This is a genomic window from Schinkia azotoformans LMG 9581, from assembly GCF_000307855.1.
Lineage (GTDB): Bacteria > Bacillota > Bacilli > Bacillales > Bacillaceae_J > Schinkia > Schinkia azotoformans.
The window spans coordinates 1-21,722 of record NZ_AJLR01000122.1 but is presented as its reverse complement, the minus strand read 5'-3'; the positions used below and the strand labels follow the sequence as shown (position 1 = coordinate 21,722).

Sequence of the window (21,722 nt, the reverse complement as noted above, 5' to 3'; positions counted from 1 at the left end):
CTTCCTATCTAAGACAAAATGCCTAAAATTTTCATAGTAAATTTAGTATATACAATGATACTGAACAATTTCTGAACAAAAATGACCAGAACCATTTCAGGCATGGCACTGGTCATTTTCATTTGTTTCTGCAGTTGTAAATAAAGATTCATAATCTTCGTCAACTTGATTACTTTTCTCTATATATTGTTGAATATAGGAAACACCTACTCCAAATAAAATAAAAAAGATTGGGGAAGTTCCAATAATAGAATCATTAAACAGAGCTTGGATTATATAGGCCATCCAGCCCATAAATAAAGTCATTAATAATATGGATGACTGGTCTTGTAATTGAACTCTCCATAAAACTTTACAATATTTCCATAAATGCATGACTAACAATGCAAGAAACGCCAGTAATGCAATCATTCCTGAGCCAAAGGCAAGTCCAATATACAAATTATGTGGTTTATCGACTACGATATCACTACTTTCCAGACCAGAGATAATCCCGACATCATTTTGTGGAAAATGATAGGCAAGTGTGTCGATACCATAGCCTAAGAACGGCCTTTCTTTAATTAGTTCAACCGTTTTTTCCCAAATGTACAGCCGGCCTGTACCTGGCGCAGCACCGGACTCTGGCAATATCGGTAAAGGAGGAATGTCCACCTTTTTTCCTTGCTCCTGCTCATCTGCTGTTTCCGCATAAGCAATCGTTGCAAGGCTAATTGAATCACCATTAAATGGGTTAGTAGAAACAAAAAAACCAACACTATTGTCCCATACACGATAATTATGCGAACTCATGGTTACTAACAATACAACTAAACAAATTAGAAATGATCCAACTGCTAGAATTCCTTGACGTTTCTTTTTCTGAAAATAAAGAACCAACATTAAAAGTGGAAATAGAACGACAATCGTTAAAAAACCACTTGTCGACATCGATGTAAATAACAGCATCGTCGAAATGACCGCCATACAAAAATGAATAAATGCCCGAATTCGCTTAGGCTCAAACATCGCCAGTGTTAGAAATGTCATAATCAACACGGCAGAAATGCCGCTTATATAGTTCGGATGGTTAATGGTAGATTGAAAGCTTGATCCTTCTGTTATTTTGACATCTCCTAAATCTGCAGGAAATATCAGCGCATGAATAAAATCGATTTGCAGCAAATCCATACCATAAAAAGTGACAATGCCAATGATTCCATTCAATATCGTAAACGGATATAATGCATAAATAAAAGCATAGATATATTGATTAGAATATTTCAAATTGGCTGCAATAAAAAACAAGGTCAAACAGGCGATATAGGTTAATGTTCCATCGAGGCGGTTATATTCACCAAATAAGGCAAGCGTTTTATATGGAGCCAGTGCCGCTGAAAGTCCAATGATAACGAATAAAATTGCCACTGGAATATTAATGTAGCTTTCCTTTACCGGATAGCTCCAAAAGGCCATTCTAAAAACAAATAAAAAGCTGATCAAACAAGTGGCTCCCATTAAATAAAGAAATTTATAATAGGAATAAAAATCACCTTTAGTACCTGAATTTAAGATCGAACGACCAATCAAAGGGCTTGCAAAATCCATTACATGAAGTCGTACAATCAACGGTACAATGATAAAGATAGATAATAAAATTAATATAATGATTCGATCTAATTTACTATTCTGTTGAAATATATCATGATTGAATACGTGATTATTCACAGTAAATTCCTGCTTTCTCCCTATCTATTGCTTTTTGATTTTTTGAATTTGTTTTAAAAGCTCCTCAGCTCCTGAACGAAGCTCATCAGGAAGGTTTAGTTCAAGTGCTTTTTGTAAATACAACTCGGCATTTTGGTAGTCCTTGTTCCGCGCTAATACTTCTCCGAATTGAACCATGTATAAGCCATTCGTAATAAGCGCAGGTCTTATTTCTTGTGCTTTTAATAATTGTTCTATCGCCATTGGATAGTCTTCAGTAATTGCGCAGGCCATCCCATATTTCCATATAACTTCGTAGCTATCTCCATATCTTCCATTTACCAATTGTCTGAGAAGCTTGACCGCTTCTTCACCCTTTTCTTCAGATAATAGCTTGACAGCATACTCGTATTGGGCACTTTCCTGATAATACCCGGCATCCTGCTTTTCTCCATGTCTATAAGTTGTTATTAAGATGAATAACATTGAAATAAGGAGAACATAAACCATTAAACTTCGCCATTGATTTGAAATATTAAATTTCCTCAATTGCTCCTCACTCCATACATGCTAAGATTTCTTGCTTAAATGAATGCACCATTCGCTGAATAGTGAATTGTTCTGCCATACTCAGACCTTTACTTTTCAACGCCAATGCTGTTTCCTGATTCTCAACTATGGATTGAACTCCTTTAAGAATAGAACTTTCACTATAAGGATCTATATACATCACTGCATCCCCGCCAACCTCCATTAATGCCTCCATCTCTGAAGTCACTACCGGACATCCTAAGGACATTGCCTCTAGTACCGGCAAACCAAAGCCTTCATATAGGGAAGGATATACTAATGCAACAGCATTTTTATATAAGTAAACTAAAATAGAATCAGGCGCTTCCACGTACAATACTTTATCCTCAATATGTAGGCTTTTTAGTAAATCCTGCTCCCATTTCGTACTACTTCCCGTACAAACCATAACCAGCTTTTCTTGTTTTTCTAACCAACCACTAATCGCACGGATAAAGAACCGAAAATTTTTTCTCCCCGTTCGATCTCCTACAAACAATAAATACCTTTCTGGTAATACTTTTGGAGAAATAGCCTCCATTGACGAATTTAATAGATTACCAGTATGAATCACTACTAACTTTTCTGAATCGATAGGTGTAAGCTTTATTAAATCTGCTTTCGTTTTATTTGAAATACAAATCACTTTCGTCGCTCTTCTAGCTAAATAAGCAAGTCGATCAGCATTCGCACCAGATGGATCATATAAACCATCTGGACCAAGTACACATCTCATTGTATCGTGAACAACCATAATGAACGGCTTGTTCGAATGAAGATACTCCAAAAAAACGTCTTCAAAAACAGGAGAGGTGATCATCAGAACATCATAGTCATTTTCTTCGATACATTTGTAATACCATTTCTTTGATAGTCTATTAACTCTATTTACTATAAAATTTCTTGGCCTATTAAAAATAGAACGGTAGAGTTTCTGAAAACGTCCATCAATAAAATCACTATTAGAAAGGTAAAGCGGAATGGTCACTTCTATTCCTGCCTCTCTAAGCTGCTGAGCCAGCATACTATAATAACGCACCATGCCACATCTGCCATAGAAAAATATTTCGGGATCTACTAACAATTTCAAGAAAAAAATCCCCCTTCCCTATACTTTCTGAATAAGCCTCTTTCCTAAATTTCCTGCTAATAGCATTTTATTTTCAATAGACCATTTTATGGTTTCCAAATAAAACTTCATTTTATCAATTTGAATATCAGCTGGTAAAAATGGCTTAGCTATATCAGCGTATGTTGTTTTTGCAAAAGCAACATAATTTGGGGTTAATCTTTCATTATGAAAATAAGTATTATCGATTCTATCTTTCTCCCACCATAAATGGCTCCAAAGATGAATGCTGTAAATTTGCGATAAATCTTTTTGTTGCTTTAGAAATATATTTGTAATTCCTTGCTTGCTCCAGTCAAAATGAAAAAATGATCGCTCCGGTTCGACTTGAATTTCATTTGGATATTGTTGGCTTAGAAAATAAGGCAAAAAAGTGGAGTGATTGCTCCATGATCCATCAAACGCTTCATAAATCTGATCAAGCCATCTTCTCGCAAAGCTTGAATTTTTCTCTGACAAAATCCAAGCATTACATAATGATCCTCCTGCTTTTTCCGCAGACTTTTCACTCCAATTGACTCTTTCCTTTCCCATTATGAAGGATTTATCAAAAAATTCAGCAGGAAGCTTATTTACAAATAATGTATCTATATCGGCATAAACGCCACCATATTCCAAAAGAATTTCCAACCTTGTAATATCAGAAAGATGGGCATAGCGATATTTTTCAAGCTCTTTATTTTTATATTGATAGGAGCCAATAAAAGAATCCTCTTCTATTTGATTTAAGTTTAAATAAGGACGGATTCGATCCCACCATTTTCCATATGGCAAATGCTTGTAATGGAAATATATTTTTTCAGGTTTGTTGACTACTAGACAAGATACTAAGCACATGTAATACGCAAAATGAAAGGGTTCCTTTTGGGGACGCAAACCAAATACAAAATGAAAAATATTAGGCACCTTAGCCATTTGTAAATACCTCCATAAACTGTTTGACAATATGGGTTGAATTGTAATTTCGCATCATATAATCTCTTAATAATCCCCCTTTGTTTTTACGCTCCTGGCTATTTTCAAATAAATAGCGCATTTTCCTTTTGGCATCCTCCAGTATTACGTCTGCCCAATTTTGGTCAGCGCTATAGGAGGCCTTTCCATAGTTACAGTTGACAGGAATAAGACGATAATCGAACAAATAGGCATATTCCTTTGGTAAATAATCAATTACACCACCGTATGGAGTGATGGCGACTGCTTTTCCGAACCAAGCCGCTTCATAAGAACCCATTCCCCAGCCTTCTCCGCGGGTAAATGAAATAAAGCAATCTCCTCTTTTATGAAGATTAGCCATATCATCTTCGTTTAACTTATTGTCGATATGATAAATATTTCCGTGTGGCTGATTGGAATGAACAGTCCTTTGAAAGGCTACTGATGCAGAACCTACCTCTTTTCGAAATAATCGTTGCCATCTCCTTCGATAATTCACCCAATCTTCCTTACCAGTCTTTAAAATTAGAGCCACATGATCCTTTTCTGTAAATTCCTCTGTAAAAGCCTGTAATAATAACCATGGGGCTTTCCTTTCACTCCAAACCCCAATGCTGTAAAACAGAAAACGATTACCTACTTCATCTAGAACAGATTGAAGCTCCTTGTTTGAAATGTTTGTTGAGCAATTCCCTTCAAATTCAGAGATATGCGGAAGAACTTCAATCCTAGTTTTCACTCCACATTTCCGAAAAATATTTTTATTCCAATGACTTGGAACAAAAATACCATCCATTTGATTAAGGAGTTCAGGCCAATGACCGGGGATTTTATCTGTCTCCCATGTTGTATATCCCCATACTTTGCAATTGGCATTATTAGCTTTTTCATGCTTAAACGAATATGGATAATATTCAGGTACTAGATGAATAATCACCAGTTGATAGTTTTTATCATTCTGTGGCAGTCCATTTCCATAATTGCCACCATGTTCAACATTACCTGGAATAATTTTCAAAAAAGTGACATCAATATTTTCCTTTTGAAGTGCTTTTACAAAATTAGCTGCAGACACTCCGTATCCAGTCGATTCATCAAATCCAATGTATTTAATCGAAAAACTCATAACTTTCTCTTCCTCTTTAAATAAGTCGTAAAGCCCATCATAATTCCTCTAAACCTAATTACCGCTAATTCCTTTTCGAAACCTTTATATAAGATACGTTTCTTTATGTGTACAATTGCAAATCCAATCAACATGATTAGTGACCAGATACTCAAGTATTTAGCTAAAACTGCTCCTGTTCCAATTGAATAGTGATATATTTTTTCTGAAATGATATTCCTATTTCCATTGGAACGTGGATGGGTAACAGCAATTACCTCGTTATAATAGATTTTTACCTTCTTGCGGCTAAATCCAGATAATCCAGCTCTTAGTATTAGTTCTAAGCCTTCTTCAGAGAAATAGGGGGAACCAGGCCCAAATTTATTACTAAAACCCCCAATTTGATTAAATATGTCTTTTTCAATATACATATTCGTTTCAAATACCTTGCCAAGAATTGTCCATTTTGTAAGAGTCGCCTGTTTTTTGGCCGACCTCCCAAATAATTGCCCCTCTATATCAACAACAGCGCCTAATATAATTTGGGGCTGCTGTTCACTAATTGTTTTTTTTAACTCCGAAATAGTGTGTAGATGATAGGCACAATCATCATCTGCAAATCCAAACCATTCCCCTAAGGCACAGCTAGCTCCATAATTTCTTGCTTTATTGGCATGCTTTTCGTTATATTTAAGATGCTTTATATTCAGCTGGTTTTGAAACCGATTGACAATCGGCACTAGTCGCATATCTTCGTTTTGATCTACAATAATTACTTCTATAGCGTCTTTATCATCTATTTTTTCAACGGAATTCAAGAAATTTTCTAACTCAACTTCCCTACCAATAGTTGCAACAATGATCGATAAAAATATTTTTTCAGACACATGAACCCACCTAGGAATAATTTTAATAGATTAATAGGCATTTTTACTTATTAATCCATTTATAAAGGTTTTAATAATGATCTTCAAATCAAATACAAACGTCCAATTTTCAATGTAAAAAATATCATAGATAATTCGCTTGCTAATAGAGGTATCTCCACGTAGGCCATTGACTTGGGCCCAACCTGTAATACCAGGTCGGACATGGTGCTTCACCATATACTTTGGTATTTGTTCCTTAAATTGTTCAACAAAATACGGTCGTTCCGGCCTAGGTCCAACAATGCTCATATCTCCTTTTAGTACATTAAAAAATTGAGGGAGCTCGTCTAGGCTCGTCTTTCGTAAAAACGCTCCAAATTTTGTCTTACGTGGATCATCCTTAGTTGTCCATTCTGTATTTGATGCTTCCGAGGTCTGTTGTTTCATTGACCGGAACTTATACATCATAAAAGGACGACGATTCTTCCCTATCCGCTCTTGTTTAAAAATTAGTGGACCCCTTGAGGTTAATTTAATAATGACTGCAATGATAGCCATGAGGGGGAATGTCCCTACTATTGCGAATATTGAAAATAATATATCGAATAATCGTTTCAGAATACTATTCCTTAATTCGTCTAACGGGATATCCCGAATGGTAACAAGTGGAATATCTCCGAGCATTTCAACATGGGGACGAGCCGGAAATATCGTATGTAAGCCTGGAATAATGAATAACCTCACTCCATTTTTTTCACAAATCTGAACAATATACTCATATTTCTCATATGCATGTAATGGAAGGGCAACGACAACTTCATCAACGATCCGCTCCTCTAAGATCAGAGAAAGGTCATTGATTTTTCCTATTATTTCAGTCATACCTCTATGATCCTTTTCATGTTCCTGCTTGAAGTCATCAAGAAAGCCTATTACCTCTAAACCTATTTGCGGATGATTCCTAACTTGATGATAATATTTTATCGCTAGCTCTCCTGCTCCAATAATTAATATAAACCGCTTATTGTACCCTCTTGCACGAAAATACTTCAATGTTAACTTAAGTAAAAAACGATACAATGTAACGACTAGAATAATATTTATAAAATAAAGGAAGAGAAAGCTTCGTGAAAAATCAATAACCCTAAAAACAAACAAAAAGCTTTGTAGACAAACAATACTTACAAAATGTACTTTAAAGATTGTAGAAAATTCTTTTAAAAAGGATAACCTTCTACTTTGCGATGAATAAAGCGTCATGAAATAAGAAACAAAAACAGAGAAAATACCGTAGACAATACTCCAAAATAGATATATTTCAAACGAAATGTGACCTCTATCGCCAACATTAAAAGCCATAAATTTTAGCCACCATGTACAAAGAAAAGCAATTTGAATGGCAATAAAATCACAACAATTGAATATTTTTATTATAAATTTTTCATTTCCTCTTATCATATGAATCACCTGTCATTAGAAACCAACTCTTATTCTACTCGAACATATGAAACTTCGTGCAACTCATTATAGTGAGCTTTAATCTCATCCCATGTTTCGCAGTAACGAACAATATCGTCCTCGCTTAATTCAGATCCAGACTGAACCTCAATAATTTCTAAATCCGTAATGGCTTTTATTCCGTGTTTAGTCCCAATTGGGATTACTAATACATCGCCATTCCCTACGATCATAAGCTCGTCATCTTTGATGAATTCTCCTGTTCCTTTTACAACAGTCCAAACCTCACTCCGTTTCAAGTGAATCTGATAGCTAATATTTTTTCCCTTCGCAATACAAAGCCGTTTCGTTATAACTTCATTTCCATCATCAAACTTGACATAATCTAGCACCTTATACCATCCCCAACGCCGTTCTTCATACATTGGACGATCATCAAAGCACTCTGTCATTGATTTAATATTTGAACTTTTTGCTTTACTTGAAACTAAGATCCCATCTGGACTCGCTGCTACTATTGCATCCGTTATACCTAATATAGCTATTGGAATATCCAACTCATTTATTAAATGGGTATTAACTGAATCCTGGGATACATTTCCTTTGCCAATAATCTTTGAATTCATTTCCTCTGTTAAGGTATTCCAGGTGCCAATGTCCTTCCAATCTTCTTCGTACGGAAGAGTAGCAATTTTATTCTCTTTTTCCACCACTGCATAATCAAAACTAGTACAAGGTATTTCATTATATTGTTTTAATAGTTCATTGTAATGAATAGGTAAATTGTTTTCTTGTAAAATAGATTGAAGATAACTTAACTTAAAAGCAAAGACACCACAATTCCATAATGCACCTTTCTCAATTAATCTTTCTGCAGTAGACTCATTTGGTTTCTCTATAAATTCAGAAGCTAGAAAAGGAATCGCAGAATCATTATGAAAAACTTTTTCAGGAATAATATATCCGTATTTGGTTGAAGAGTAGGTCGGCTTTACTCCCAATAATGCCAAGTTAGCATTTGAATGCAGTATAATGTCTTCCAATTCTTTCATTCTCTCAAAAAAACTATTTTCTACAAACGCATCAACGGGTAGAACTATGACTACCTCATCTGGACAGATTCCTTTCACTGAATATAAATAGGTAGACGCAAGAGCGATTGCGGCAAATGTATCTCGGCGTGAAGGTTCAATAACTAATGAATTAGGTCCTACCGACAATTGATTTTGTAAGATATCAACCTGCGATTTACTTGTGGCAATAATCGTTTGAGAAGCAAGACCTACATTAATTAACTGCCCCCACACCCTTTGCACCATTGAAATATTTTTTCCTTCTGAATCTTGGAGCACCTTTAAAAATTGTTTAGAACGAGTCTCATTGGACAAGGGCCATAAGCGTTTCCCTGAACCTCCAGAAAGTAAGACTACCTGCATAAAGTGGTCTCTCCTCTACTATTTATTAAACTCTACTAATTTTTGTTCGATAAATTGTTTCATTTCCGACCGAAATCTTTCTGCTGAAAACCTTGACACATGTTCACGTATCAAATAGGGGTTGAAGGTCCTATAAATCCCCTCAAACTGTCGTACAGCCTCAATTAGGGCTTCTTTTGTCTGTTTATAATAAAAAAGCCCCGTTATTCTTTCGGCATTGATCCCATTAACTGTCTCTAGGGCTCCACCTTTTCCAAATGCAATAACGGGTGTTCCACAAGCTTGCGCCTCCACAAGAGTAATCCCAAAATCCTCTTCTGCAGCAAAGACAAACGCCTTCGCCCGTTGCATATAAGTTTGTACAATGCTATTCGGCTGATAGCCTAAAAACTCAACATTTCCCCCGGCTTTCTCCCTTACTTTCTTATAAGTAGGTCCATCTCCAATTACGATTAGTTTCTTTTCATTCATTTCGGTAAACGCTTCTACAATTAAGTCCATCCTCTTATAAGGAACAAATCGGGAAACCGTTAAATAGAAATCTTCTTTCTTAGGATTGAATTCACATTTTTCGATAGACACCGGCGGATAAATAACATCTGATGTACGATTATATACCTTGTTAATTCTCCTGCTTATATATTCTGAATTGGCAACAAAATGATCTACTCCGTTTGCTGTTCGTACATCCCACATTCTTATATAATGAAGCAGCCATTTTGTGAAGATTCCTTTTATTCCTTTGTGAAGTCCAGACTGTATTAAATATTGATGTTGGAGATCCCATGCATATCGAATGGGCGAATGAATATATGAAATATGCAGCTGGTCTGGTCCAGTAATAACACCTTTTGCAACTGCATGAGAACTAGACAAAACGAGATCATAAGTTGACAAATCCAATTGTTCTACTGCGATTGGCATCAATGGCAAATAATTTCTATAAGACTTTTTTGCAAACGGAAGGTCTTGTAAAAAAGTTGTGTAAATGGAATGTCCTGCTAAAAAGCCTCTTTCTTTTTCTTCCATGAAATCGACTACCGTATAGATATCAGCTTGAGGAAACATCATTAGTAATTGTTCTAAAACACGTTCAGACCCAGAATTAATTGTTAACCAATCATGAACGATTGCGATTCTCATCATCTAGCACCTTCTTAACTGCATCAAAAATTTGTTTCACACAAGCCTGCCAACGAAAAGCCCTAGCCCGCTCTTTCCCCTTATCAATTAAGGTATTTCTCAACTTCTCGTCGCTCATTACTCTCTTAATTTGATCGGCTAAGCTATAGTAATCACTCGGGTCACAATAGAGAGCACTATCTCCACATATTTCTGGTAACGATGCAGCTGTAGATGTAATAACTGGACATCCCAAGCTCATCGCTTCGAGTGGCGGCAGACCAAAACCTTCATAAATGGAAGGATAGACAAAGCAGATTGCCTTTTCATAAAGGGCCCTTAATTCTGGTTCATCAACATATCCTGCATAAATAATGTTACGATTGATTTCTAACTTGGCAGGTTCAAAGATATTGTCATTTACGCCACCGGCTATAACCAAGTAAACATTTTGGTCCTTTAGAACATCTAATGCCGAGATCGTTAATTGAAAATTCTTCAATGGATTAAGCGTACTTACAGACAAAATATATTGTTTGTTATCTAGATTTAACTTACTGATAATATCCTCATTACTATTTACTCTTAATACATGTTCACACCCTAAATAACTTACTTTCACTTTTTCCTGTCTTAGTGGAAAAACCTCCATAAGTTCTTGTTTTGAAAAATTAGAGTTTGTAATGACTAGCTTCGAACTTCTCGTCAAAATATTAAATAATACCAAATACCAAATACGGAATAAGCTTGAGAATGCTTCAGGATGCCGTTTAATTGCTAGATCATGTATAGCAACAACTTGTCTCCAATTTAGAACTGGTCCTGTATTGCACAAATTAACCAGCAGTCCTTTAGCAGAATAAAACGGAAGTTCAAGCTGTTCCCATAGATGACCTGAAAGCTTCCCTACAATTTGAAGCTGAATATGCTTTACGTTTATTTCTCTTTTAATATTTTTTGGCGAAAGCATAATAAGTTGATACTCTTCTGTGTTTATAACTTTATTTTCAATTAATGAATCGAGTGCATACACGAACTCCTCTGCATATCTTTGTACTCCAGTTACAGCTTGTGTTAAAAATCTAGCATTAAAATAAATGGGGATTTTCATATTACATTCTCCGTCATTTTCCTTCTTGATACCTTTTTTACCCTTCCTTCTTCAATTTCGATGACGATATCACAATTTTCTATTGTCGTAAGACGATGAGCTATGATTATTAATGTTTTTTCACCTTTTAATTGATCAACTGCTGTTATTATTTCTTTTTCAGTTTCGTTATCCAATGCAGAAGTAGCCTCATCCATAAAAAGTATTTCAGGGTTATGGTACAGGGCACGCGCTATCCCAATACGCTGCCGTTGTCCACCAGAAAGTCGTACACCTTGCTCACCAATACTAGTCTCAAGCTGATCAGGTAACTGTTGAACAAATTCTTTTAATTGCGCAACCTCGAGAACCTTCCATACTTGTTCGCGATCAATGAATCGATCCTCTATTCCGAATGCTACATTTCGTAAAATTGTATCATCTGATAGATAAATAGTTTGTGGAATATAACCAACCTTCCTTTTCCAAATTGGAAGTACATCCTTGAGACTTTTCCCGTCGATATATATATTTCCTTGATCAGGCTGGTACAGACCTAGCATCAAATCAACGAGAGTCGTTTTACCGGAACCTGATTTTCCAATGATAGCAATGGACTGACCAACAGGAATGGTCAAAGAAATTCCATTAATACAAGGAATACCAGTTTGAATGTAAGAAAAAGAAATATTTTCTAAGTTTATTTCTTGAGAAAACCATTTTTCATGAAATGAGTTTATTTCTGTTGAATCTCCAGTTAAACACCTTTCAACTGTACTGTTCAAATCTTGATAGATGGCTTCTAAAGCGGAATAATGATAACGAATCGAAGATAGAGCTCCCACTATTTTATTAGCAGATGGCATTAGGCGGAATGCTGCCATCGCAAATAACGCCATTGTAGTTAAAAGTGCATACATATTCTGCCCATTCATGAGGAGCAACATTACGATTACTAACAAAATAATGACAACCACTATCGTTTCAATAAACATTCTCGGGATATGATTTAGAACCCGAATATACCTGGACTCTTTCACGAATAAAGTACTATGAAGAGTGAATTGATCAAGAAAATATCGCTCTTTGCCATTTACCTTTACATCTTTGATTGCACCTAAACCTTGGTTAATCCATTTAATCATCTGTCCGGTTGCTTGCTGAACTACTCTTCCTTTTAGCTCCATTTTCTTTCTAAATACTCTTAAAAAAAGAGTTATACTTATAGTTAAAAGTATAGCCAGGGATAATGTTGGCAGAGGAGCAATGAATAATAGTAAACAAATAATTCCACACGAAATAATAGATTCAGAAATTAATAAAAAAACTGGAGTGAGAACACCGTTGAATAACCGTTCAACATCAATATTTATATTTCTTAGCATTTCAGAAGAATTTGTTTGTAGCTGAAATGAATAAGGCTTCTTTAAATATGTCTCAAATAAATGACGAGACATCTTCACTTGATTGTCATATAAAAGCTTATATTGGAACGAATAAAATAAAATAAGATAAATATTCTTTAGTAAATAAACAATCGCTAAAACAATGGCAAATACAATAATAAATGAGGTAGTTGAAGTAAGTTGCAGCACCCTATATAAATAATTTAATATTACATTTTCTGTAATAATTTCAGGTGTTGTTACTGCTCCGATGAAAGGAACTATAAATCCAATTCCAATGGTTTCAAGTACACCTGCAATTATCATTAAAAAAAGTAATAAGCCAAATTTCTTTTTATCCTTATGATCAAAAAGAACCTTTAATTTTGCTAAAATCTCCAGAAGTCTCACAACCTTTGCAAACCTAATATGAAACTGTTAAACATATGTGTATTCTTCATTCATCATTGATAAGGAAGCGTTAACTAGTTTTTTTACTAGAATGGGTTCTTGGGTTAATTGGTGGCATGCTAAGATAAATTCATCAGCTGTTTCGGCTGGAAGAAAGTGAACATAGGGTGTTAAACCAAGCCCATGAACAGATTCATTTGTTGCAACTATCGGCCGTCCATACCACATTGCTTCTATAACCTTTAGCTTTGTTCCACCACCAGCATGCAGTGGTGAAATCACAATAGCAGCCTCGTTATAGACCGTTTCTAACGAACTTATATATCCATAAAAAATAACACCCTTTTGTTTTAGTAAAGCCTTTTTTAATCTTTCACTCGCACCATAACCAACAACATGCAACACCCACCGAGAATCCAATTTTCTTAATCTCGGGAGAACTTTGTCAATAAACCATAAAACAGCTTCTTCGTTTGGAAAATAACTGAGTGTACCCACAAATAATAGTTGAAATGGATTCTTAGGGGTTTCCAAAATATTAGGAACTCCATATAATCGATTGGGCAGCTTTTCGACAATGAGGGAAGGGAATTGCTTAGACAAAACTCTTTGGTCCTCATTGGAACAGATGTATACATGCTTAGTGTATGTCTCAAGACGTATTTCCTCTACTTTGAAAAAAAGACTTGAAATGAAATGAATGATTGCTTTTTTATATTGGGATTTTTTAAAAAATAGCTTAGCAATTTTTAAACGAGTAGTTGATTCGATATCATCTATATCAAGGTGGATTGTTTTTGTATTCATTATTTTTTTTAAGAATAATGCGTATTCCTTTAAATATAAGCGAAAACATAAAATCAAATCGAATTGCTGCTCTCGATATATTTCTTCAAGCTGATTCTTAGTTTCTCTAAAAAGTGGAAAGCAGCCAAACTTTAATGCTAACAGCTTTTTAATATCCTGGTTTACCAACATAAATTTAGAACGAGATGGGATTTTTACGAAATTGATATTATTCGCACCATTTAATAATAATTCTTTTTCCTCAATCTCTAGTTCTTTTTCTTTTATTATTAAAATACTAACTTCATATTGTTTAGAAAGTTTATGTACCCATTGATGTGCCCTTTTTTCTCGGCCGCCACCATTAGCATCCGGAATAACAGGAGAAATTAATAATATTTTTTCCATAATGTACTGTTTCTCCTAAATTCAAATTATCTTTTCAAAATGCCTTTAATAATACTTTTTATTTTGTTTAACCTTTCTATTTTCTCTACCCCATCAAATGAGTGGTGATCGAAATAGTAACGACGGAGAAAACTTGTTAATTCAAGTTCTGTCCTTTGGTCATAAGCATACTTATATGGAGCGTCATTTTTATAATAAGCATGTTCATTCAGTAGTTGAATATATTGTTGAAATAACGGCTGCATCAATTCCAACTTTTCATCTGTCATTCTATGAAGATGATGTGTTAATTGATTAGGAACTTTAGGGTCAAAACCGCTCAAATGAAAAAAGACCACTGGAATATCATTTACCCAGTAACGATTTTGGTAGTATGAAACGTCCCTTTGAAATAAATTCCAATGAGCAATATTAAATTCTGGATCATTCAAGCTTTTGAAATCAGCTAAATTGAGCTGAATAAGCATTGGTAGCAGCTTCTGATCACAAAACATTCTTCTTTCTAAATTATCAAAACAATAGATTTCAAAACGACTAATTAACCAGTCTAGCATGGATAATGATCGTTCATGATGCCTAAACATCCAAAACCCACTATTATAAAGACCAACTTGAAGAAACTGTAAATCATCCGGCTGACCTTCATCTAAAGGGAGAGGTTCTGTAATATGAGGTGTAAAACTAAACAAACACTCATCAAGTAATTGCTCCACTTTTTCAAAAGATCCTGTCACAAATATGTCAGCATCTAAGTAAATTACTTTTTGTTCATGATATTGAGTCATTAAATGTTTTATTAAGGATGGTCGCACTGCATTGCACATCTCAAAAGCATTGTAGTAAATAACCATATGTTCTATATTATTTATATTAAATTCATCTAAAAATAAACATGTAAACGGCATTTGCGCATAAAATGGATTTGAACGTTCTCCATCAATAATAAGTGCATAAAACGGTGCAACATTATTATGCTTTATTAAGGATTTATACAAAGTCATTGCTTGCGGTACATAATTTTGAGTAATAACCGTACAAAATGCTAATTTTCCCATCCTTCCTCTCCTAGCCACACTACTTCTATACTATATAACTATCTTCTGAACAAATTCTGAACAATTCTCCTGTAAAAAGCCAGCATTTCTGCTGGCCTCATATTCTATCAAACATATATTTTCGGTTTTCCCTACTTGCTTACTGGGTTACTGGTAAAGATACAATATAGCCTATATATTTTTTTATTATTAACTGAGCATCTTTATCATCTACTATACCATCTAGATTTACATCTAATGCAGCCTGTTGCATAGGTGTTAATTGACTTTTTCCGGCTATATCTTGATATACTATTAATGCATCCGCAGGTGTAATCAGACCATCACCGTTGCCATCTCCAAATAGATACGCAACAGGATTGACCGTTAGCGTAGCTATATTCGATGTTGTATTTCCTGCCTCATTAGTCACCACCACTGTATAGCCTCCAGCATCCTCTGCTTGTACATTTCTGATGTTCAACGTTGCAGTCGTTGCTCCGCTAATATTACCACCGTCTATTAGGTCATTTCCATTCTTTTTCCACTGATAGCTTAACGGTGCATCTCCAGTTGCCACTACTGTGAAAGTTGCATTTTCCCAAGCTGTCATCGTTTGGTCCGTCGGTTGGGTGTCAATACTTGGTGGTGCAGCCGTAGCCGTGTAGCTTTCACTCCATACGCGGCTTTCGATCCAACCTTCCTTTTTCGCGATTGCTTTCACAGTCATTGTTTGGTTAATCTGGATTGGTCCACTATAAACAGTGCTGCTTGTCGTCGGTATACTCCCATCCGTTGTGTAGTAAATAATGGCCCCCTGCGACTTTGAAGCCAAAGTGAGCATCGTTCCCTTTGGTACATCACCTCCAGGTATACTTGCCTGAGGTCGATAGGTACGTAGACTCGGTTCGAGCACTTCTGTACTATTCATAGGACCATAATTTCCTGCACCACCTGCAATAAGTATGGTCTTTCCATTTAGGAAAGCTGAGGATGTATGGCCAAGTCGACCGTTTTTCGTGGATGAGCTGTCCAAAGTCCAACTATTCGTTTCCGAATCATAAACAGCTACAGAAGTAAGTGGCATATAGTTAGGGTCAAATCCGCCTGTTACATAAACTCTTCCATCCTCCGCTGTAGCCGCAGCCATGACATATCTAAATGTAGGCAAACTAGGCCCTGCTGACCAACTATTGAGAGCAGGATCATAGATCTCGGTACTTTTAGACATGCCCCCATTTACCATTCCGCCGATCACCATCACTCTCCCGTCATCCAATAACACGGCGCTATGTTCCTTTCTGGTTGCTCCCATGTCCGGACCGGATGACCAAGTGTTAGTTATTGGATCATAAATCTCGGTTGAGTTCAAATCGCCATCATCATTCCCACCTCCGGCCACGATAACCTTACCGCTTGGCAAGGTAACAGCTGCATGACTAGCCCGATGTACAGACATTGCTGCACTTTGCACCCATGTGTTGGTTTCAGGATTATAAGTCTCGGTTGAGTTTAAGACACCGACATCGAAAGAGTTACCCCCTATCACTAAAATCTTTCCGTCTGATAGCCTAACAGCCGCATGGGAAAAGCGTGCCTTATTCATACTGGCTGCCGCGCTCCATGTATTTGTAGTTAGGTTATAAATCGTAGTAGAAGCGTGATGATTCATACCATCATTTCCGCCAGTAATGAAGATCCTATGATCATCTAACGGGGCGGAAGCTAAGAGTTGGCGTGCCACATTCATACTTGCTTTATTCTGCCAAGCAGGTGATGCAGCACTTGCATTCATAGGAAAATTGATCGAAATAACTATCATTACAATAATCATAAACAAACTAGCAAACTTATTCTTTCTCACTCTCATTTCTCCTTTTCAATCAATCCATTTTGCAGTTTAAATAATATAATACATCTTATTACTGAACATTTTCTGAACTTTTAGATTAAAAAAACAAAAAAATCCAACCTACTACCTAGATCGGATTTATCCAAATAATTATTTCAAGTATTTTTGAACGAGTCTTTTTGTTTCGTTATTCGGTATTTCCCCTAACTCACTCCACAGTATCTCCTGCAAATCTTTATATAAGCCTACAGCTTTTTTTATCTCATTATCATTTATAAAAAATTTGATTAATTCTTGATAATACTTTTCCACAAAAGGTTCAAGTTCAATAAGAGCTTCTAGAGCATCACCCCATTGTTTAGGCTTAATCTTCTCTTCATTATACTTATTTACATAATGTTCTAAAAATTGCTTACATTCTTGATCTATTTGCTGCTTTCGAGCAAATGACCATTGATAATCCTCATATCCAAGAAACCCTTTTTTAACAACTTCTAAAATATCCAAAAGAGTTCTATCATCGAATGATTTTTTCTCAATGATTTGAATAAGGGATTCCAGATCATTCAAAATATTAATGTTCATGGAATACCGTTCATCCACAAATGAAATTGGATTCTTATAGGCATGAGATTTTAATATTTTCCGCAATTGATAGACCGTGGTGTGTAATAGTGCACCAGCCTTTTCAAGCGGAACATCCGGCCATAAGTCTTCAATAATTTGCATTCGATGAATTGGATTCCCATGATGTAATAAATAAGCACATAATTCCTTTACCTTCTTTGTCCTCCATTTAATTACTTGTCCATTGTTATCATATAATATAAAATTCCCAATGAGCTGTGCATGTAATGTCGGGTTTTCCTGTAATTCAGGTAAATCAATTTTTCTTCTTTTCATTATTTTATGCAAGGTTCTCTTTAATCTTTCTTTATCTGTTGGTTTTAATAAATAGTCAACTGCATGAACACGAAAAGCTTCAAGGGCATAATGATCATAGGCCGTAACAAATACAATATCGATCGAGTCGTCAATTATTGCAATTCGTTCAGCAATCTCTATACCATTTAGACTTGGCATTTCAATATCTAAAAAAACAACGTCAGGTTTCAGATCCTTAAAACTTTCTAAGCCTTCTTCAAACCAAGTATACTTCCCAATGATTTGGACACCGTCTATTTCTTCAATAAATTTTTCTAATAATGTAATCGCTAATATTTCGTCATCTATTATGAGTACTCTTAACATTTACATCTTCCTTTTCAGTCGCTGTCATATAAGGAATAATAACCATAACAGTGGTTCCTTTATGTTCTTCACTTTCAATTGAAAAAGTTGCACCGCTATATTTCTTAATTCTATTTACAATATTTAATAAACCTACTCCACTGTTTTCATTTTGCTTTTGGGTAAGGATTTGATTTATTTTTTCTTGGCCTATTCCTATACCGTTATCTGTCACCTTTATCGTAACGGTATCTTTGTTTTTTCTAATATATAAGGAGACTTGCCCACCATTTCTTCTTCCACCTATGCCATGCCTAATCGCATTTTCGACAAGGGGCTGTATCAATAGTGGCGGTATTAAACAATCAAAATCAATGTTCCTATCGATCACAAAGTCGAATTTTTCCGGAAATCTGGCCTTCTCAATTTCGACGTAAGATTTTACCAATGAAATTTCATTGTGGATGGGGATAAGACTCTTTGTGTTGGTAAAAACAAAACTCCCCCGCAAAAAAGTGGCAAAATTTGTTATTAATGCTCTTGCCTTCTGGATGTCCAAATAACTCAATGACAAAATAGAATTTAAAACATTATAGATAAAATGTGGTTTAATTTGTGCTTGCAAATAGGCCATTTCTATCGCTGTTGCTGCCAAAGCTGTATCCTTCATTAAAATTAAGTTTTTCATTCTCGTTTTTAGCTCATTTAATTCAATTGGTTTGTGTAAAAAATCATTGGCGCCAGCTTGAAATCCAGCAACCATGTCTTCTGCCAAAATAGCTGCTGTTAGCATTAACACCGGTAATTCAGTCAAAGAATACTTCTCCCTTATTTTTTTGCATACTTCAAACCCATTTAATCCAGGCATCATAATATCTAGGAGAATTAAATCGATATCAGGGTGCTGTTCTAATTGAGTGAATGCATCTTTTCCATTGTCAACTGCGATAATATAATAATTTTCAGAATTAAGAGCCTCTATTAAGACTCTTAGGTTTGAATGATTATCATCTACAATCATTATTTTTTTACCTTCGGGATCACCAATAATATACGGAACTGTAAATTTTTGCATACCCTCAAGTCCTTTATAGTGCCATTCTTCAATAGTACTAACCGCTTCAATATTTCTTTCTACAGCAGGCAGGCTAAAGCTGAACGTTGATCCTTCCCCTATAGTGGATCTAACCCAAATCTGCCCCCCTTGAAGTTCTACAAGTTGTTTTGTAATACTTAAACCAAGCCCAACACTCTGGTATTCTGTATTTGAATCCCCCACCTGCTCAAAAGCATGAAAGACTTTGTTAATATCCGCGGAGGCAATTCCTCTCCCTGTGTCTCTAATCGATATGATAATTTTACCATTACTTTCCTGTGCCGCTAATTCTATCGTGCCCTGGTCAGTGTATTTAATCGCGTTATCAATTAAATTATATAATATTTGCCTTAAACGATTTTCATCCGCCTGAACAAATGAAATATCTCGTGATATTGAGTTTATGATCTTAATATCTTTTTGCAGCATATAGGAAAATACCTCCATTACTACAAAAATAGTAGAGTACAAATCAACAGGTTTGATCTCTAAATTTAATTCTTTCCTTTTTAATTTTGTTAAATCCAATACATCATTCACCAGGCTTGAAAGACGTTTCGCTTTATCTATAACAAAGTTAATTTTTTCCTGCTGTTGGGTTGTAAGGTTAGAATTAGTTGGATTTAGTATAGATTGTAAGATTGCAATCATTCCATGAAGAGGAGTCTTAAATTCATGTGATGTTTTCGCAAGAAACTCATCCTTAAATTTATCTACCTGAAGCAGCTGTTCAGATAATTCCTCATTTTTCCGATAGGTATCCGCAAACCGGTGTGCCATAAACAAAGATAGCATTAAGAGATAGGTGAACGGTAAAATTGGAGGCAAAATATCAAGGGCAATATTCCCCATCACATTTAACGTCCCAACAATAAAATACATGATAAGTGTAACTGAGCCAATAAATAAGTAGAAAGCACCTGTTGTTTTGGCAAAAATCGCTTTGATCTGCACATATAAAACATAAAGAATCACAGCTAAAAAATACAGAGAATAAAGCGATTGGAATTGCGAATTAATTTGAACTGGTAACAAAACCAATAAACTACATATCATCCCTATGATGGCTAATACTTGTGCGAATTTTTTATTAGAATGTGAACGAAGTATGGTATGAAAATAAGCCAATAAAAATAAGCTAATTAAATTTGAAGAGCATTGCAATTTTACAAAAATTTCATATGGGATCATTGGAAATAAGCTATGTAAAACCTTCTCCCCATGGGTTAATGAATATAAAACAACAGAAAAACAAAAAAGTGAAAAATATAACAAACTCTTATCTCTGCGAAAATGCAAATAAAATCCTAAAAAATAAATACCTACCATAAAAAAGGCGGCAATCGTGACCCAATCATACATCAAAGCATTCTGGCGCAGTTCAAGAATGTTTTGCTCATCTCCCAGATATAATGAGCTAATGATTCCTCCCCCATATGCGTAATGATAATTGGTGACATGCACTATAATTTCAATATAACCTTTCGTGTTTTCAAAAAAGGAAACATACGGAGTATTGGCTGGCCTATATGATGGGCTTTCTCCAGGCATTCCACTTCCGCCAATTTTCTCTCCATTCACATAAAGGGCATTTGACATACGAATATTAGATGTTTTTATACCTAGTAAATTTTCATCTGCGGGTAGTTTGACAAGTAGCCGATAGGTTGCATTTGTAAATTTCGGAACAGACTGATTATCTATGTGGTACTTTGTCCAAAGTGAAGGCACTTGAACATAGGCCGAAGCTTTTCTTTCTAAAAAATAACTCGAATCAACTAACTTCCCAGGCACAAATTCCCACTCTCCGTCGAGCCTAACTGGACCATTTTGAGCAAAATCGTATTCTTGCAGATTTAGAATCCCATGCTTTGCTACATTTTCAGTTGATTTACTTGGAGTAATATATGATGTGAATATTAAACCGATAATGATAAAAAGAATTAGTGTTGTGGTTATTTTAAGTTTCACTGTCGTTACCTCTACAAAATTTTCAACTTAGGATGAATTTATTATATCAGATTCAAAAGAAATGATATTTTTATTTTTTTCTCCCCAACAACGTCAACACCTGCGGAAAGGCATGCTATCACAATAGCATAAAGTAGGGAAACCT

The 21,722-nt window shown here is 35.3% G+C and carries 16 protein-coding genes; all 16 read right to left on the bottom strand.

Annotation, left to right across the window (positions count from 1 at the left end; translation table 11 throughout):
* Positions 1-96 precede the first annotated feature (96 nt).
* The 16 genes from BAZO_RS14470 to BAZO_RS14390 all read right to left on the bottom strand — a co-directional run bounded on the left by BAZO_RS14470 (position 97) and on the right by BAZO_RS14390 (position 21,187).
* The gene (locus BAZO_RS14470) at positions 97-1,707 is read right to left on the bottom strand and encodes an O-antigen ligase family protein (protein WP_003332354.1); all 1,611 of its coding nucleotides are present in this window, start codon (positions 1,705-1,707) and stop codon (positions 97-99) included.
* Positions 1,708-1,731: 24 nt separating this feature from the next.
* Positions 1,732-2,235, bottom strand: coding sequence for a tetratricopeptide repeat protein (locus BAZO_RS14465; protein WP_003332353.1), 504 nt, complete (start codon positions 2,233-2,235; stop codon positions 1,732-1,734).
* A gap of 7 nt (positions 2,236-2,242) precedes the next feature.
* Positions 2,243-3,346, bottom strand: coding sequence for a glycosyltransferase family 4 protein (locus tag BAZO_RS21265; protein ID WP_003332352.1), 1,104 nt, complete (start codon positions 3,344-3,346; stop codon positions 2,243-2,245).
* Positions 3,347-3,364: 18 nt separating this feature from the next.
* The gene (locus BAZO_RS14455) at positions 3,365-4,300 is read right to left on the bottom strand and encodes a capsular polysaccharide synthesis protein (protein WP_003332351.1); all 936 of its coding nucleotides are present in this window, start codon (positions 4,298-4,300) and stop codon (positions 3,365-3,367) included.
* Entirely contained in the window at positions 4,293-5,447 is a 1,155-nt protein-coding gene (locus BAZO_RS14450; protein ID WP_003332350.1) for a glycosyltransferase family protein, read from the bottom strand. The genes BAZO_RS14455 and BAZO_RS14450 overlap by 8 nt, the downstream gene beginning before the upstream one ends.
* Entirely contained in the window at positions 5,444-6,316 is an 873-nt protein-coding gene (locus BAZO_RS21260) for a glycosyltransferase family 2 protein (RefSeq protein ID WP_003332349.1), read from the bottom strand. The genes BAZO_RS14450 and BAZO_RS21260 overlap by 4 nt, the downstream gene beginning before the upstream one ends.
* A gap of 30 nt (positions 6,317-6,346) precedes the next feature.
* Positions 6,347-7,756, bottom strand: coding sequence for an undecaprenyl-phosphate glucose phosphotransferase (locus tag BAZO_RS14440; protein ID WP_003332347.1), 1,410 nt, complete (start codon positions 7,754-7,756; stop codon positions 6,347-6,349).
* 29 nt (positions 7,757-7,785) lie between these two features.
* Positions 7,786-9,192 (bottom strand): sugar phosphate nucleotidyltransferase, encoded by a 1,407-nt coding sequence (locus BAZO_RS14435; protein ID WP_003332346.1) that lies wholly within the window; start codon positions 9,190-9,192, stop codon positions 7,786-7,788.
* An 18-nt stretch (positions 9,193-9,210) separates the two neighbouring features.
* Positions 9,211-10,335, bottom strand: coding sequence for a glycosyltransferase family 4 protein (locus tag BAZO_RS14430; protein ID WP_003332345.1), 1,125 nt, complete (start codon positions 10,333-10,335; stop codon positions 9,211-9,213).
* Positions 10,313-11,425: a glycosyltransferase family 4 protein gene (locus BAZO_RS14425; RefSeq protein WP_003332344.1), complete on the bottom strand. Its 1,113-nt coding sequence runs from the start codon at positions 11,423-11,425 to the stop codon at positions 10,313-10,315. The genes BAZO_RS14430 and BAZO_RS14425 overlap by 23 nt, the downstream gene beginning before the upstream one ends.
* The gene (locus BAZO_RS14420; protein WP_003332343.1) at positions 11,422-13,200 is read right to left on the bottom strand and encodes an ABC transporter ATP-binding protein; all 1,779 of its coding nucleotides are present in this window, start codon (positions 13,198-13,200) and stop codon (positions 11,422-11,424) included. The genes BAZO_RS14425 and BAZO_RS14420 overlap by 4 nt, the downstream gene beginning before the upstream one ends.
* A 27-nt stretch (positions 13,201-13,227) precedes the next feature.
* A complete protein-coding gene (locus BAZO_RS14415; RefSeq protein WP_003332342.1) occupies positions 13,228-14,394 on the bottom strand; it encodes a glycosyltransferase in 1,167 nt (388 codons plus the stop codon).
* Positions 14,395-14,420: 26 nt separating this feature from the next.
* Entirely contained in the window at positions 14,421-15,449 is a 1,029-nt protein-coding gene (locus BAZO_RS14410; protein ID WP_003332341.1) for a glycosyltransferase family protein, read from the bottom strand.
* A 139-nt stretch (positions 15,450-15,588) separates the two neighbouring features.
* Positions 15,589-17,292 carry a Kelch repeat-containing protein gene (locus tag BAZO_RS21255; RefSeq protein ID WP_003332340.1) on the bottom strand — a complete coding sequence of 568 codons (1,704 nt, stop codon included), beginning with the start codon at positions 17,290-17,292 and terminating at the stop codon, positions 15,589-15,591.
* A 138-nt stretch (positions 17,293-17,430) separates the two neighbouring features.
* Positions 17,431-18,531: a response regulator gene (locus BAZO_RS14395; protein WP_003332339.1), complete on the bottom strand. Its 1,101-nt coding sequence runs from the start codon at positions 18,529-18,531 to the stop codon at positions 17,431-17,433.
* Complete coding sequence (locus BAZO_RS14390) at positions 18,506-21,187, bottom strand: hybrid sensor histidine kinase/response regulator (protein WP_235786743.1); 2,682 nt, start codon at positions 21,185-21,187, stop codon at positions 18,506-18,508. The genes BAZO_RS14395 and BAZO_RS14390 overlap by 26 nt, the downstream gene beginning before the upstream one ends.
* Positions 21,188-21,722: the final 535 nt, after the last annotated feature.

Coding starts and splice junctions, on each gene's coding strand:
- BAZO_RS14455 (WP_003332351.1), bottom strand. CDS start 4,300: ATGGCTAAGGTGCCTAATATTTTTCATTTTGTATTTGGTTTGCGTCCC.
- BAZO_RS14450 (WP_003332350.1), bottom strand. CDS start 5,447: ATGAGTTTTTCGATTAAATACATTGGATTTGATGAATCGACTGGATAC.
- BAZO_RS14440 (WP_003332347.1), bottom strand. CDS start 7,756: ATGATAAGAGGAAATGAAAAATTTATAATAAAAATATTCAATTGTTGT.
- BAZO_RS14435 (WP_003332346.1), bottom strand. CDS start 9,192: ATGCAGGTAGTCTTACTTTCTGGAGGTTCAGGGAAACGCTTATGGCCC.
- BAZO_RS14430 (WP_003332345.1), bottom strand. CDS start 10,335: ATGAGAATCGCAATCGTTCATGATTGGTTAACAATTAATTCTGGGTCT.
- BAZO_RS14425 (WP_003332344.1), bottom strand. CDS start 11,425: ATGAAAATCCCCATTTATTTTAATGCTAGATTTTTAACACAAGCTGTA.
- BAZO_RS14415 (WP_003332342.1), bottom strand. CDS start 14,394: ATGGAAAAAATATTATTAATTTCTCCTGTTATTCCGGATGCTAATGGT.
- BAZO_RS14410 (WP_003332341.1), bottom strand. CDS start 15,449: ATGGGAAAATTAGCATTTTGTACGGTTATTACTCAAAATTATGTACCG.
- BAZO_RS14395 (WP_003332339.1), bottom strand. CDS start 18,531: ATGTTAAGAGTACTCATAATAGATGACGAAATATTAGCGATTACATTA.